The 14,008-nt window shown below is 66.0% G+C and carries 19 protein-coding genes; all 19 read right to left on the bottom strand.

Going from position 1 to position 14,008, the window contains the following annotated elements; all coding sequences use genetic code 11:
- Positions 1-104 precede the first annotated feature (104 nt).
- Positions 105-557, bottom strand: coding sequence for a ribbon-helix-helix protein, CopG family (locus STARVERO_RS12465; RefSeq protein WP_159599098.1), 453 nt, complete (start codon positions 555-557; stop codon positions 105-107).
- Between the two features lie 7 nt (positions 558-564).
- Positions 565-2,550: a conjugal transfer protein TraG gene (locus STARVERO_RS12460; RefSeq protein ID WP_159599096.1), complete on the bottom strand. Its 1,986-nt coding sequence runs from the start codon at positions 2,548-2,550 to the stop codon at positions 565-567.
- 23 nt (positions 2,551-2,573) lie between these two features.
- The gene (locus STARVERO_RS12455) at positions 2,574-4,313 is read right to left on the bottom strand and encodes a relaxase/mobilization nuclease domain-containing protein (protein ID WP_159599094.1); all 1,740 of its coding nucleotides are present in this window, start codon (positions 4,311-4,313) and stop codon (positions 2,574-2,576) included.
- 244 nt (positions 4,314-4,557) lie between these two features.
- On the bottom strand, positions 4,558-5,331 hold the full coding sequence (locus STARVERO_RS12450) for a lytic transglycosylase domain-containing protein (RefSeq protein ID WP_159599092.1): 774 nt from the start codon (positions 5,329-5,331) through the stop codon (positions 4,558-4,560).
- 3 nt (positions 5,332-5,334) lie between these two features.
- Positions 5,335-5,682 (bottom strand): DUF736 domain-containing protein, encoded by a 348-nt coding sequence (locus STARVERO_RS12445; RefSeq protein ID WP_159599090.1) that lies wholly within the window; start codon positions 5,680-5,682, stop codon positions 5,335-5,337.
- A 67-nt stretch (positions 5,683-5,749) separates the two neighbouring features.
- Complete coding sequence (locus STARVERO_RS12440) at positions 5,750-6,295, bottom strand: S26 family signal peptidase (RefSeq protein WP_159599088.1); 546 nt, start codon at positions 6,293-6,295, stop codon at positions 5,750-5,752.
- Complete coding sequence (locus tag STARVERO_RS12435) at positions 6,292-6,813, bottom strand: DUF2840 domain-containing protein (RefSeq protein ID WP_159599086.1); 522 nt, start codon at positions 6,811-6,813, stop codon at positions 6,292-6,294. The genes STARVERO_RS12440 and STARVERO_RS12435 overlap by 4 nt, the downstream gene beginning before the upstream one ends.
- Positions 6,810-7,061 carry a ribbon-helix-helix protein gene (locus tag STARVERO_RS12430; protein ID WP_066684832.1) on the bottom strand — a complete coding sequence of 84 codons (252 nt, stop codon included), beginning with the start codon at positions 7,059-7,061 and terminating at the stop codon, positions 6,810-6,812. The genes STARVERO_RS12435 and STARVERO_RS12430 overlap by 4 nt, the downstream gene beginning before the upstream one ends.
- Positions 7,058-7,711, bottom strand: coding sequence for a ParA family partition ATPase (parA, locus tag STARVERO_RS12425; protein WP_159599084.1), 654 nt, complete (start codon positions 7,709-7,711; stop codon positions 7,058-7,060). Before parA ends, STARVERO_RS12430 begins: the two co-directional genes overlap by 4 nt.
- The gene (locus tag STARVERO_RS12420) at positions 7,708-8,868 is read right to left on the bottom strand and encodes a replication initiator protein A (RefSeq protein WP_159599082.1); all 1,161 of its coding nucleotides are present in this window, start codon (positions 8,866-8,868) and stop codon (positions 7,708-7,710) included. Before STARVERO_RS12420 ends, parA begins: the two co-directional genes overlap by 4 nt.
- 18 nt (positions 8,869-8,886) lie before the next feature.
- Positions 8,887-9,168 (bottom strand): helix-turn-helix transcriptional regulator, encoded by a 282-nt coding sequence (locus STARVERO_RS12415; protein WP_012454948.1) that lies wholly within the window; start codon positions 9,166-9,168, stop codon positions 8,887-8,889.
- 139 nt (positions 9,169-9,307) lie between these two features.
- Positions 9,308-9,841, bottom strand: coding sequence for a DUF2285 domain-containing protein (locus STARVERO_RS12410; RefSeq protein WP_159599080.1), 534 nt, complete (start codon positions 9,839-9,841; stop codon positions 9,308-9,310).
- The gene (locus STARVERO_RS23535; RefSeq protein ID WP_244616753.1) at positions 9,774-10,082 is read right to left on the bottom strand and encodes a transcriptional regulator domain-containing protein; all 309 of its coding nucleotides are present in this window, start codon (positions 10,080-10,082) and stop codon (positions 9,774-9,776) included. Before STARVERO_RS23535 ends, STARVERO_RS12410 begins: the two co-directional genes overlap by 68 nt.
- Before the next feature lie 114 nt (positions 10,083-10,196).
- Positions 10,197-10,463, bottom strand: coding sequence for a DNA -binding domain-containing protein (locus STARVERO_RS12405; RefSeq protein ID WP_159599078.1), 267 nt, complete (start codon positions 10,461-10,463; stop codon positions 10,197-10,199).
- 98 nt (positions 10,464-10,561) lie between these two features.
- The gene (locus STARVERO_RS12400) at positions 10,562-10,816 is read right to left on the bottom strand and encodes a helix-turn-helix domain-containing protein (protein ID WP_012454944.1); all 255 of its coding nucleotides are present in this window, start codon (positions 10,814-10,816) and stop codon (positions 10,562-10,564) included.
- A gap of 182 nt (positions 10,817-10,998) precedes the next feature.
- Complete coding sequence (locus tag STARVERO_RS12395) at positions 10,999-11,322, bottom strand: DUF736 domain-containing protein (protein ID WP_144342563.1); 324 nt, start codon at positions 11,320-11,322, stop codon at positions 10,999-11,001.
- A 570-nt stretch (positions 11,323-11,892) separates the two neighbouring features.
- Positions 11,893-12,333 (bottom strand): hypothetical protein, encoded by a 441-nt coding sequence (locus tag STARVERO_RS12390; protein ID WP_012454942.1) that lies wholly within the window; start codon positions 12,331-12,333, stop codon positions 11,893-11,895.
- Positions 12,334-12,475: 142 nt separating this feature from the next.
- Entirely contained in the window at positions 12,476-12,643 is a 168-nt protein-coding gene (locus STARVERO_RS23370) for a hypothetical protein (protein ID WP_012454941.1), read from the bottom strand.
- A gap of 284 nt (positions 12,644-12,927) precedes the next feature.
- Entirely contained in the window at positions 12,928-13,854 is a 927-nt protein-coding gene (locus STARVERO_RS12385) for a DUF2493 domain-containing protein (protein ID WP_159599076.1), read from the bottom strand.
- Between the last annotated feature and the right edge of the window lie 154 nt (positions 13,855-14,008).

The following is a 14,008-nucleotide window of genomic DNA, read 5'->3' as shown; positions in this document are numbered from 1 at the left end:
GCAAATCAGGCGGATTCAACAGAGAATTGAGAGCGTAGTAGTGTGTCGTGCAAATACAGGAGAATGGCGGTGGGGGTCTCATCTTGCGGGATGACGGCTCGTGACTATTCGCTGCGCGCGCGACCTTCTTCACCCGTCGAGTCGTTGCTGTCTTCCGAGATTTCCTGCCTCAGCTTCGGTCCCTTCGCCAATCGTCGGCCAAGCGCGATGACGAATTGATCATAGCGTTCGCCGGCCTTGGCGCGGGCGGCTTGCGCGGCGGGTTCCGGCAGCGCCGGCGTGGTGGCGACCCAGAAGCGCACGAACACGGCCAGCATCTCGACCGCAATGCCGACATCGCGTTCCAGCCGTGTCATGCGGCGATCGAGCTGGTCCAGGCGCTTGGTGGTGGCGGCTTCCTGCCGCTCGGCGGCATCGGGCGACAGGAAGGATTCGATGGCCGCTTCGGCGATCAGCGATCGGGAATGGTCGCGGCGCGCGGCATGTTCGGCGAGGCGGCGCATCACCGCCGGGTCGAGATAGACGGAGAGGCGCTGCTTTTTGGGTGATTTCGGCATGGCCGCCTCACAATTCCATGCCATCGCCCGGATCGAGCGAGACCTGACGGGCAACACCCTGCATCAGCCGGTTCATGCGGCTGTTGTGAACCGTGTCATCCTCGGCCTCGTCGGCGAGGCCGATCTCGAACTCGTTCTCGACCGGAGCCTTCTTCTCGACAGGCTCCATACGATTGAGTTCGGGTTGCTGGCGACGTTCGGAATCGGTTGGATCTTCATCGCTGGCTTCCGCCGCCGATCCCGGCCCGGCCGTCTCAGGTCGAAGTGGGAGCGGCAGCGCGGTCCAATCGTCGGGGCGCCCCTGTTTCGGGACGACCAGCGCTGGCGGCGGCAGGATGCGCTCCTTGAAACGCGCGTCCTCGTAGTAGCGAGCCTTCTTTGCCCGGATCGGCGGTGTGCCCGCGACCATGACGATCTCATCGCCCGGCGGAAGCTGCATGATCTCGCCGGGGGTGAGCAATTGGCGGGCCGTTTCCGAGCGCGACACCATCAGATGTCCGAGCCACGGCGACAGCCGGTGCCCAGCATAGTTTCGCATCGCCTTCATCTCGGTCGCGGTGCCGAGCGCGTCCGATACGCGCTTCGCGGTGCGCTCGTCGTTGGTCGCGAAGCTCACCCGCACATGGCAGTTGTCGAGGATCGAGTTGTTCGCGCCATAGGCTTTCTCGATCTGGTTGAGGCTCTGCGCGATCAGGAAACTCTTCAGGCCATAGCCCGCCATGAAGGCCAGCGCGGACTCGAAGAAATCGAGCCGGCCAAGCGCCGGAAATTCGTCGAGCATCAGCAGCAGCCGATGGCGACCGGCCTTGGCTTGGAGATCCTCGGTCAGGCGGCGACCGACCTGATTGAGGATCAGGCGGATGAGCGGCTTGGTGCGGTTGATGTCGGACGGCGGGACGACGAGGTAGAGCGTGGTCGGATGCCTGGCCGTCACGATGTCGGTGATCCGCCAGTCGCAGCGGCGCGTCACCTCGGCCACGACGGGATCGCGATAGAGGCCGAGGAAGGACATGGCGGTCGACAGCACTCCCGATCGCTCGTTGTCGGATTTGTTGCGCAGTTCGCGCGCGGCGCTGGCGATGACGGGGTGCGGCCCGGCTTCACCGAGATGCGCCGTCTTCATCATCGCGGCGAGCGCCGACTCGATCGGCCGCTTCGGATCGGAGAGGAAGGCGGCGACGCCTGCGAGCGTCTTTTCCTCTTCCGCATAGAGGACATGGAGAATCGCACCGACCAGCAGTGCGTGACTGGTTTTTTCCCAATGGTTGCGCTTCTCGAGCGAGCCCTCGGGATCGACGAGGATGTCCGCGATGTTCTGGACGTCGCGCACCTCCCATTCGCCGCGGCGAACCTCCAGCAGCGGATTGTAGGCCGAGGATTTCGGGTTGGTCGGGTCGAACAGGAGCACGCGGCCATGCAGCGCGCGAAAGCCGGCGGTGAGTTGCCAGTTCTCGCCCTTGATGTCGTGGACGATCGCCGATCCAGGCCAGGTCAGGAGCGAGGGGACGACCAGGCCCACGCCCTTGCCCGAACGGGTCGGCGCGAAGCACAGCACATGCTCCGGTCCATCATGGCGAAGATAATCATGGTCGTAGCGGCCGAGCACAACGCCATCGGGATTGAGAAGTCCCGCCGCCTTCACTTCTTCCTTCTCGGCCCAGCGAGCGGAGCCGTAGGTCTCGACCTTCTTGGCCTCGCGGGCGCGCCAGACCGACATGCCGATGGCGACGGCCACCGAGATGAATCCGCCTGACGCCGCGATCCACGCGCCCTCGACGAAGATCGACGGCGCATAGGCATCAAAGCCATACCACCACCAGAAGAAGGCGGGCGGCAAATAGAAGGGAAAACCGAACAGCTGGAACCACGGCGCTCCAAGCTCCGGCTGGAAGGCGAGCCGCCAGGCCACCCATTCCGTTGCGCCCCAGGTCGTGACGAGCACGATCGCGGAGACGATCAGGATTTGGCCCCAGAGGATTTTCGTCGCGGACATGGCAAGGGTCTTTCTGCGAGGGATCAGAGGCCGAGGCCCCGCTTGCGCCCGAAGCTCCAGTCGACGCCGCCGTCGCTACGGGCGACGCCGGAGACGTGGCGGCCGAGCTGCGTTTCGAGAGAGGGCGTCCAGGGCACGAGCTGGAAGCCCAGCCCGTCGTCGATCATGGCGAAGCGCCCGGAGGCGAGCGTGAAGCGCTGCCGATAGGAGCCGGCGACATATTCGCCGCTCGCGGCGCGGGTGAATGGCTGGCCGGTTTCCGCCGCGACCTTCTCGCCGAGCGCCTCGAGCTCCCGGCGGCGCAGCGTTTCGATCAGGTTTCGGGTGAAGGTGATGCTCTGGCCGTGCCGCTCGCCGAGGCCCTGATCGACCAGGTGGTCGGCGCGGCGTTCCATCGCCTGCCGCACCTCGGCGCCGAAACCGCCTTCCGACAGCGCAACCGGCCCGCGGGCGATGCTCTGGCGGTCGAGCCAGGTCGCGCCTGACGCCGTGATCTGGCGATCGATGTCGAGGTCGGAGCGAACGGCGATAGCGACGCGGCGTTGCCCGCGCGCGTCATCGAACCGGCGCAGCTCGACGATCGAGCCGGGCGCGCTGTCGCCGGCCGCATCGAGATCGGGCAGCTTGATGTGGTGGGTGCGTCCGTCGACGCCATCGACGACGGCATACGCCGTGCCCTTCAGTTCGTCGTCGAGGCCCCGATCGACCAGCCTGCCGACGATCGGCGTATCGAGACTTTCGGCCGCCAGCACATAGCTGGCCGATCCGCGCTCGATGCCGCGTTCCGTCAACGCCCGGTGCATCCGCTTGATGATGTCACCGCGTTCACCGAGTTCGCGCAGCGTCGCCTCGGCCTTGCCGTCGATCATCCACTGGCCGGGGCCGACCTCGACGGCGAGGCCGAGCGTTTCCAGCTTGTGCAGCCGTCCGACCTTGAGCGCATGATATTCGTCGGGCCGGGCTTGTCGGTCGGGCGCCATGTCGATGACGCCCGTGGCGTGCGCATCGCGGGCAAGCTGGCGGTCGAGTTGCGTCCAGCGCTCGGCCTCGACCTGTCGCTCCAGAGCGCGTTGAATGTCGAGATCGGTGCGCGGCCCCAATTCCTGCGTGACGAGGTCGGCGGCGCGGGCGCGCATGCCTTCCTTGATGTAGTCGCGCGCGATCACGAGGTCCTGCCCGTCATCGGCACGGCCGCGCAGGATGATGTGGACGTGCGGGTTGTCGGTATTCCAGTGATCGACGGCGGCCCAATCGAGCTTCGTGCCGAGATCCTTCTCCATCTGGTTCATCAGATCTCGGGTGAAGGATTTGAGGTCCGCCATGTCCACGGCGTCCTCCGGCGAGACGATGAAGCGGAAATGGTGGCGATCGTCGCCGCAACGCTCGGCGAAGGCGCGGCCCTCGACCTCATCGGTCTCCGGCCCGAACAACCGGGCCTTCTCTCCGTCACGGGTCACGCCCTCGCGGCGCAGATAGTTGAGATGGGCCGCGAGCGGCGCCGCGCGGGCATGATGGCGCACCAGGCGAGTCTTGATGACGACGACACGCGAGCGGCCGGTGAGGAGACGGTTGGCGCGAACACTCGCCGTTCGGCCCCGCCCGAAGGTCGAGCGATTGCCGGAGCTGATCCGGCCAGAACGCGAGACGCGAGCGCCGGCCTTCTGCGCGGCAGCCAGCGCCTGTGCGATGAAGGGCCTGGCACGCTGCGCGCTCGACGATCGGATACGGCCGGGCCGGATGCGAAAATCGTCCTCGCCGCTCATCGCCGAGACTCCGCACATCGCGCCAAACAGATGAAATCACGGAAGAAACGGTGTGCTCGCGAGGTTCGCGAAAACAGCGCACCTCGCGAATGAGCGGTGTAACCTATTGAAACAACACGACCGACCGACGCCGCACCTCGCGGCTTTTTATCTCGCCATCGTTCGGTCGTGTTGCCTGCTTCCCACCTCAGCCCACGCCATGACACGCCGGGATACGCTATCGTGCGATCAGGAACGCGGGCGCTCATCGCGCGATCCGATCGTCGGCGCGGGCGACGAAAAGCCCGCCGGACTGCGGCACGATGGCGGAGACATCGCGCACGGCCGGCGTCGCGCTCGCGTCGCTGGAGGCGCGTTCAACCGGCAAAGGATCGGCAGCGGCGCTGCGCTCGGATTGCGCGACGAACAGTGGTGCGCGCGTCCAGGCGAGCGGATCGGCCGCCGCGACCATGACGGGGCTGGCGGGATCGCCACTGCTGACGGATGGCGCGACGATGGCGAGATAGGCGCGCGTTTCTGCGGGCAGCGGGCGGCCGTCGAGCGAGTCCTCGTAACGGCCGGGGCCAGCATTGTAGGCCGCGATCCAGCCGGGCGAACCGTACCGCTCGAACAACTCGCGAATATAGGCCGCGCCCGCGATGATGTTGTCGTGGGGATCATAAGGATCGGCGCCGAGGCGATGGCGAGCACGCAGGCCCGCCCAGGTTTCGGGCATGATCTGCATCAGGCCCATCGCCCCTTTGGGTGAGGTCGCGCTGGGATCGCCGGCGCTTTCCGCCCGCATGACAGCGCGTATCCACGCAATCGGTATTCGGAAGCGCGCCGCCGCTTCGGCGATATATGGAGCGTGGGGATCGCGGACCGATGGTCGCGAGATCGGCGCATCCTGAGCCAGAGCGATCGCCGGTACGACGCTCGCAACAGAGAGGCCGGCAAGGAGAAGGAAAGCCATGCGCCGGGCTGCGGGGCGCAGCCCGGACACACGCCGGCGGCTCGTCGTCGGACGAGACCCAGCCATCGCTCAATCCTTCTCTGTGCGGTCGCGCGGTCGCGACCAGTGCAGCGACCAGGCGTTGCCGGCTTCATCGTCGCGGAACAGGTTGGCGCGGATCGGCTGCGGCAGGGCCGGATCGTCGATCAGCAGCGCAACATATTCTCCTGCGCGCTCGCCGGTGCGCTTCCAGCCTGCACCGACCTCCGGGCCGGTCTCCTCGGCGCCGTCATCGCGGGCATGGATGCGATAGTCCGGTGCGTTTTCCGCATCCGACGGATCGGCGGGCACGATGGCGATGTCGCGGAAGAGCGTGAATGTCTCGATGCGTCCGGTGAAGCCGGACGTCTCACGTGTGAATTGACCGATTTGCGGCATGACTCTCTCCATGGCGGTGGTGTTGGGAAGGCCGTCGACGGGCACCGCTCCCGTCGATCGGAAGCGATCAGGGCGTGGTGGCACGCCAGACGAAGCGGCCGTCGCCGTCCTCGTCGGTGTAGAGCGGCGTCGCCTTGCCGATGACGCCGCACGCAGGGATCGGACCGAAGTAACGTCCGTCCAGACTGTCGCTGACTTCGGGGTTCATGAGGAAAATCTGACCGTCGGCGAGGCGGCGACAGCCCTGCCAGACCGGCAGCGGACGTCCGCGCCGGTCGCGGTCGAGCGCACGCCCAAGCGGTATCGCGTCGACCGTGATGGCGTTGCCGGTGCGGCAGACCCGCTGGCCGGCAAGCGCCATGACGCGCTTCATTAGGGGCACGTCGCGGCCGATATAGCCGCGCTCGACCAGGAAATCGGCGAGCGGCTTGTCCGGCGTTACCGCAACCAGATCTCCGACCTCCAGATGAGCCGGGGGATCGAGGTCATAGAAGCCGATCGGCACGCTGGCCGAAGCGTTCCAGATCAGGCGAAGCGGAACCGGAACGAGTGACGCCAGTGTCGTCCCCATGACGGCGAGACACGTCGCGATGACATAGCCGCGGCGGGTCATCTCTCGATCCCCCGCCGCTTGAGCCACGCCTGATGGCGTTCCCTGGTGTAGGCGCGCGGCTCTTGGCCGGAGCTCATCCGGTTGGCGACGTGTCGCCAGTGATCGGGGGCGACGTCATGTGGCTGGATGCCGATGGCTTCCACCGCGTCGATGTGGCGGAGCACCTGTTCGACCCTGGGCCATCCCTCGATCTTCAGCAGAATGTCGCCGCCCGGCTGCACGAAGGGCAGAGTCTGGTAGGGTTCGTGCGGTTCGACCGCGCGCACGATGTCGATGCGCGAACTGGTCGTGCCGAAGTCGTTGGCCGCCCAGCGGACGAAGGCGAAGACGCTGCCGGGACGATAGGAGAAGACACGGCGGCGACGGTCGAGCACCTCGTCGCGGACTTCCTGGCCGAACCTGACCCAGTTCTCGATCCGCTTTTCGATCCAGGTCAGCTCGACATGGGTGAGTCTGTCGTAGGTCTGGGCGATCGGCGCGGGGCCGCCGCGCACGCGGAGGACCGCGTTGCCGGTCATGGACGTTCTCCTTCGGCGGGGGGAAATTCGCGCGCGAGCAGATCGCGCAGCATGTCGGCGACGGTGACGCCGCGCTGGAACGCGGCGATCTTGATCCGGCCGCGCTGGTCCGGCGTCACATCGATGGTGAGCCGTGCGGTGTAGCCGGTGGCGCTGTCGTTGCGCGGCGACGCACCAGCAGCCCTGATCCACTGATCGGGATCGGCGGGCCGGGAAGCGAAACCGCGACGGGCCGGACGCTCGCTCATCGTGTCGCCCTCCCGATGCCGAGCCCGTCGATCGCATCCGCCAGCGCTGCGATCTCGCGCGCGGCGGGCGTGTCGTCGTTCAGTTCGGACACCAGGCAGCCCGATTGCGCGGCGGTCGCGAAGGCGATGCGCTGGCCGATGGTGGCGGCTAGGACGGGCGGATCATGGTCGGCCAGCGCCTCCGCCGTTTCGCGTGCAAGCATGGTGCGTGCATCGCAGCGGTTCAGCACGAAACGGGCCGTAAGCTGAGGCCGGTAGATGCGCGCCTCACTGATGAGCGCCAGCATCTCGGCCGAGGCCCAACCGTCGAACGGCGATGGCTGCACCGGGACGAGTACGAGATCGGCGGCGAGCAGCGCCGAACGCATCAGGGCGGCGACGCGCGGTGGCCCGTCGATCACGACATGATCGGCATCGCGAGCGAGTTCGGGCGCCTCCCGGTGCAACGTATCGCGGGCGAGGCCAATGACGCCGAACAGGCGGGGCTTGCCCGCATGCTCCCGTTGCTGCGACCAGTCGAGCGCCGATCCTTGCGGGTCCGCGTCGATCAGCGTGACGCGCTTTCCCTGTCTTGCCCATTCGCCGGCGAGGTTGAGCGCCAGCGTCGTTTTGCCGACGCCGCCTTTCTGGTTGAGGAAGGCCACGATCATCGGCGGCCTCCCGCACGAGGATCGAAGGGGAGTTGCGGAAGGCTGTGAGCGTTGGCCGCTTCAGAGCTGGTGCCGGCACAGGCTGGAGCGTTGGCGCGGCGTTTCCCGGTGGCGCTGAGCGCATTTGCGGCCTGCCGGACGAGGTTTTCCACGTCGCGCGCGCGCTCTTCAAAGTTAGATTCTCTGTTAGACTCTAAGTTAAGGGTGCGATTTTCGCTTTTCGTGTCGTGGGTTAAGGCCCGTTTGGGTTCCCGTTGGCACGATGGGGCGGTTCCTGATGGCACGTGCCCTCGGGTTCCCGATGGCACGAAGTCTTCCACAGCTTTTCCACAGGCCGGCGTCGGCTCGAAGGCGAGCAGCGTGCGGCCGCCAGCGTCGATCTCCAGGAACAGCGTGTAGCCGGGGAGCGGTTGGCGACGGATGATGTCGCGCAGCTCGAAGGCGAAGCGCTTGAACGGCGACAGCGCGCCCGATTTCTGGTGGAGGTGACGGAAGTCGAACCGCCAGCCATTGCGTTGACGACCGCCATGCTTGCGGACGATCCGATAGAGCCAGCGATCGAGACCGCCCGTCAGGTCGAAATAGGCGCGGTCAATCGTGAGAACGAGCGCGTCGTCGAGGACGGCCTGGTAGAACCAGTCGGGCACGATCAGCTCGATTCCGTCGGGCTTCCCGTTCCGGTCGGTGCGTTCCTTCCACTCGTTGATCCATGAGAAGCGGTGCCGCCGGCCCTCGGCGGGCTGCCGGATCGAAGTGCAGATCGTCGTCGATTGCAGCCGGTCGAGCGCGGCCTTGAGGCGCTGATAGTCGCGCAGGGATGTCCCACGGCCGATGAACTTCAGGATTTCATAGGGGGTGGCGATCATCAGCCGAGAGGTGCGCAAGCCCGCGTCGCGCGCCTCGACGATCTGGCTCGCCGCCCAGATCAGAATGTCGGCATCCCAGATGGTCGCCATGCCGTGATCGGGTACGGCCTCGACGCGGATCGATACGTCGCCCGCGCAGAAATCGATCGGTGCGGTGCGATGGGACTTGGAGAGGGAGAAGAAGGGATAGGCCATGAGATCCTGCGCATCTCGGGCAGCGAACTCGCCAGGGAGCGCTCGAAACAGGTCGAGCTGTCCGCGCTCCGATCGGGATTGTTGCCGCACCGCCACTCGGGGTTTCGCCAGCGATCAGCGTGCGTATCGGCCGGCATGGGCCGGAGGCGCTGGCGTGTGACGCTTGGCGGGGAGGATCGAGCCGCGAGGATCGGAGGTCGAGGTGACGGCGCCGCGCGCGGCCCAGGCTTCGAGATCGTCGACGGCATAGACGACACGGCCACCGAGCTTCCGATAGGCCGGACCGGTGCCGTAAGTCCGGTGCTTTTCGAGAGTGCGGGCGGAAAGACTGAGGAACTCGGCAGCCTCCTTGGTGCGTAGGAAGCGCGGCGGGAGAACGGCGAGATCGGGTCGCATGCGAGGGCCTCCGTGGGGTTCGTGAGGGCCGCTGGAGATCAGCGGCGAACGAAGGCCACGATGGCGAAGGGGGGCCGGCGAAATGCAGGGTGAAATCAGGGGGGCCTAAAATCGCCCACCAGGCATTGTGTGAGTGCGATCAGCTTTGCCTGCGATGACGCAGCAGCGCGCGATAGCCGCCGGCGATCATGGCGCGAGCGTCTCGGAGCAGTGATTTGACAGAATGGCGGGCCGAGGATTCCTGCCATTCATGGCGATCGAGCGGAGCGGTATGGAACACGACCTGCGCGATCTCTTGCTGCGTTGCTCCGTCGCGATGGCCGTCGAAGCATTGCAGCATCCTGCGTGATCGCATGCGCTGTTGCGCCGTCAGCCGCGTGTCGGGAGGGATGCCCCTACCGTGAAGGGATGCAAGCAGGCGACTGACGGATTCGAGCCGGTCGAACCCCTCACGGTTGAGGGGGATTATAGCGGCGAGCGGCTGGCCAATCGGCGCGGTCGTCCCACGGACGATCTGGACACGCTGGCCATTGCCGAGATCGTAGAGGAGGACGTCTTCGTCATTATCGCCGATGCGGGAGGCGGCATCGAGCGTTGGTTGCAGGTCAGTGTCGGGGGAGAGACCAGAAGGAGCCGGCCCAAGGAAGATGGCGCTCGTATCCTCCGCGGGCATCCAGATGATGCAGGCTTTGGGAGGTGGTTCCAGAGGGCTTACCGGGAAATCGCAACCTCCATCGCTGCCGGATCTTTTCGGTCAGCGCGTGGGGATCTGCCTTTCGGTCACTCAGTTCCTGGAAATCCTCGCCATAAGCATCATTGCGGCGGAGCCACTCCCAGGCGAGATCGGAGGCGCTCAAATCGTCGACATGCTCATAGGCCGCGGACGAGCGCCAGCCGGATGCATCGGGTGCCATAGCGATCCTCCCTTGGCATTTTGAGCTTATTGGGGAGGAGAGGATTCCCGACGGAGCTGCACTGTGGAAGCTGGGCGGTCGGCAGTGGGCGATGCCCGAGCGGCATCACGGCGATCAGTGTGTCGAGGGGATCAATTCGCGATAGCCGTGTTCCGTCATCCAGCGTGCCCGCGCGAGATGCGTGTCGTGGACATGGCGGCTGCGCAGCGGATCACGGGTGGGATCGAGGCCGAAAAGGATCTGGACGGCCTCTCGCCAGTCGGCGCCATCGCGCGCTGAGTCCAGCAAACGCAGATAGAGGGCCATATGCTCGAGGTCATAGGCCGTGAGCGTCTGGCTGACGGGCGGCTCGTCGAGGAATGGCGGCGTCGGTTGATCCATAGGGCGACTATAATCGCTCGACGGACTTTCGTTAACACGGTCGCTGGAAATTCCGACGACAGGACCACGGATGGCGCCAACTTGAGATCGGCGGGCTGCTAGCGCTTTGCTGGTAGATGCTTCCGATCGTGGAGCAGCAGGACACCTTCGCCCTTGTCGGTCGAGAGCAGGACAATGCCGGCTGCTTCGAGCGCCCTGCGAACGAGATCGCGCGTCGACTCATACACCTCGAGGCCGTTTTCGGATTCGAGGCGCTTGAGTGCGGTCAGCGATGTGCGGGCCTGGTCAGCGAGCGTCTCCTGTGTCCATCCCAGCAACGCGCGTGCGGCCCGTGATTGTCGGGCGGTGATCATGCATGACCACCTCCCACCGCCCAATAAGCCGTTGCCAGAACTACGACTATTTTAGTCGTTCTCGGTGCCCGAGAGAGGGGCGATGGCTGGTTGTCCGTCCGTTCCGACTTAGCGGCATCCCCGATTCGCTCGCAAGCAGAGGAAAGGCCCCGGCCTGTCCGGCCGGGGCCTTGCTCGGTGGTTCAGTCCCCGCGGCGGGTCGGGCGGGACCAGATGAGCGAGTAGCCATCGCCGTCCTCGTCGTCGAAGAGGTTGGCGTAGATGGGGGCGTTGAAGCTCGGATCGTCGAGCTTGAGGCCGAGATATTCGCGGCCCTCGTTGGAGCGTTTGGACCAGGCGGCGCCGATCTCGACGCGGCCGACCAGAACCCGGTGGCTGGGGGCGTTTTCGCCGGTGGCGCGCTGGTCGGGGACGATGCGCACGCCCTTGGCCTGGACGCTGAGGGTGACGATTTCGCCGCTGAACTCGTTCGAGGCGGTCTTCTTGAAGGTGCCGATGGTCGCCATTTTCAAATCTCCGTTTCCGTGTTCGAGCCCGCACCATTGCGGCCTCGATGGCGATCGACAGGCCGGAGGCGATCGACGGCGCACCCCGCAGGGGCCTGACAGCAAAGGAGGAACTTTCTTGTCTCGCGAGGAATGACGGCGAAGCCGGCAGGGGATGAAAGTTGTGACGCCGCTGTTGCGCCATAGGCGATCGAGGCGCAGCCGGCCTTCGGCCAGATCAGGCCATTGAAGAGGCCGCTTGGGTTGCGGTCTGGCTACGGGAAGAAGCGGAGAGGGTGGCGGCCCTATCGCGACCGGCGCCAAGACCTGCCCGACGTTGCCGGCGTATCTCTCCCTCTCTCAGGCGAGTCTCGCGTCCGTTCACCTGGCCTGCCGTGGGCGGGAACCTCAGCCGTTCCGTATCGATTGGCTGCACCGAGACAGGCGCTCGGGTCCGGGTGGTCCCGAGGGGGTGCGAGCTGCGGTCCTCTGCGTGATCCGGGCGCTGTCGCCCGCATCGCCACCCATGATACGACCTGGACGCAGTGCGGTGTCGTTGTTCCGGTCTCGTTGGTGTCCGTTGCGAGACGATCAGGCTTGAGCGGGGTGCTGGCCGGTCGGGCCGGTGGCCGCCATTGCCGTGACGCGCGCAAACGCGGTGATGCCGACCGCAATTGCGCCGATGACGGAGAAAACCAACTGCCACGTCTCCGACGGCATGGTGTGTTTCACGATGCCATGCGTCGCGTGGTAGCCCGCGATGGCCGCGGGCGCGACGAAGGCGAGCGCGATCAGCATCCGCGCCCAGAGCGGGCGGACGATCCCGAGCAGGACCTGACCGATGCCGAGCGTCAGCCCGGCTGCGACTACGCCGACAAGGATTGCGCCAAGCCAGCCTGCGCCGGTGTCATGGGCCCAGGCGCCTGCGGTGATCCCTGCGAAGAATGGCAGCGCAAAGACGGCGAGCGTGAACAGCAGCCAGCAGAAGAAGCCGATTGCCGCGATGGAAAGGAGAATGCCGAGAAAGATCATGGTGGAGCCTCCGAGAGAAAAATTCTGACGGGCGCGCCTTCCACCACCACCACGGCGCGTGGGGGAACATAGCAAAAGATGGACGGCAACGGGAGCTGAAACGGATGAGGTTCCAGCTCCGCAGGCGATGACCTTCGCCCCGTCATGGGATGAAAGGGTCGATTTCGCGGACGATCTGGGAGGCGTCGCCGTCATATTCACTGGCGGGTGTGACCGACAGCGTGCCGTCGCCGGCGCGAAAGATGACGATGACGGTCATCAGGGTGGTGGCGAGGCTGAGGGCGAAGGCGTGGGCGGCGTTGAAGGACATCGATCCAGCTCCTGTCTCGAGCGGAGATCCATTCCCCGCTGACAGGCGCCCGATGTGTTCGGCCGAGGGCCGCAATCACCGCGACAGGCGCAGCCGAAGCGGCGGCACGCGCATGCGTAGTCCGACCCTTTACGGGTTGATGGCGTCAGGCCCTCGGCCGGACCAAGGATCAGCGCATTTGAAGCGGGGTGGAGATCCGCGACAGGAGCGGTCGTCGTCCAGGGGCGCTCATGCCGGTTTGCCTCGCAGCCACATCCGCACGTCGATGGAAATGTGGACGGCGCTCACGCGCCGCCCGTGCCGAACCGATAGACCGGGATGCCGAGCTTCCTGGCCTTGTCGGCGAGGTTGTCCTGGATGCCCGTGCCGGGGAAGATAAGGACGCCGATCGGCATCACCGCCAGCATGGCGTCGTTGCGCTTGAACGGGGCGGCCTTGGCGTGCTTCGTCCAGTCGGGCTTGAAGGCGACCTGCGGCACCTTGCGCGTCTCCGCCCATTTGGCGGCGATCTTTTCGGCCCCTTTGGGGGAGCCGCCGTGCATCAGCACCATGTCGGAGTGCTTGGCGTGAACCTGGTCGAGCTTGGCCCAGATCAGCTTGTGGTCGGCGGTGTCGCCGCCGGAGAAGGCGATCTTCGGGCCAGCGGGCACGAGCACCTCGGTTTCCGCGCGGCGTTTGGCGGCGATGAAGTCGCGGCTGTCGATCATCGCGGCGGTCAGGTGGCGGTGGTTGACCCGCGATCCTGTGCGCTGGGACCAGGGTGAGCCGGTGGCGCGGTGGTAGTGGTCGGCGGCGCCGTCGCGGAAGACTTCCAAGCTGTCGCGTCGTTCGATCAGCGATTGCCCAAGCTCGATCAGGCGTTCGAGCTGGACGGATTTGACCTCGGAGCCATCCTGTTCGCGCTGGAGCCGTTTCTGCGCCTGCTCGTTGTCGTCGAGCTTGCGGTCGGCCCGTTCGACGGCGCGGTGGAACATATTGACGGTGGACCAGAGGAGGTCGTCGAGGTCAGGATCGAGGCTCGTATCGGCCACGGTGGAAATCAGGGCGTCGAAGATGTCGGCGACGGCGCCTTCGATGATGCGGTCCTCCGGCACGGGCCTGGGATCGGCTTCGTCTTCCGAAGGTCGGTAGCCGTAGAGCTGAAGCTCCTGCGCGATCTGGTCGGTCGGCGATGCAGCGTGTTCGGGTTCGTAGTCGTCGTGCTCGCTCATGGGATGCTCCGTCGGTTGGACCGCGACCGTCGCGGCCTTCATGGCGACGAAGCCGTCGGGCGGGACGGACCTGCACCCGGAGCGAAGCGAGAGGGCCGAAGCGCAGCGAAGGATGGCGAGGGCCGGCGATTTTGCTTCGCGATGGAAAGCGGCC

Origin of the sequence: Starkeya nomas (genome assembly GCF_902703545.1) — a bacterium.
In the GTDB taxonomy this organism is placed as follows: Bacteria; Pseudomonadota; Alphaproteobacteria; order Rhizobiales; family Xanthobacteraceae; genus Ancylobacter; species Ancylobacter moscoviensis.
Note: the sequence above shows the minus strand (reverse complement) of the source record. Positions and strands in the feature narration are given on the sequence as shown.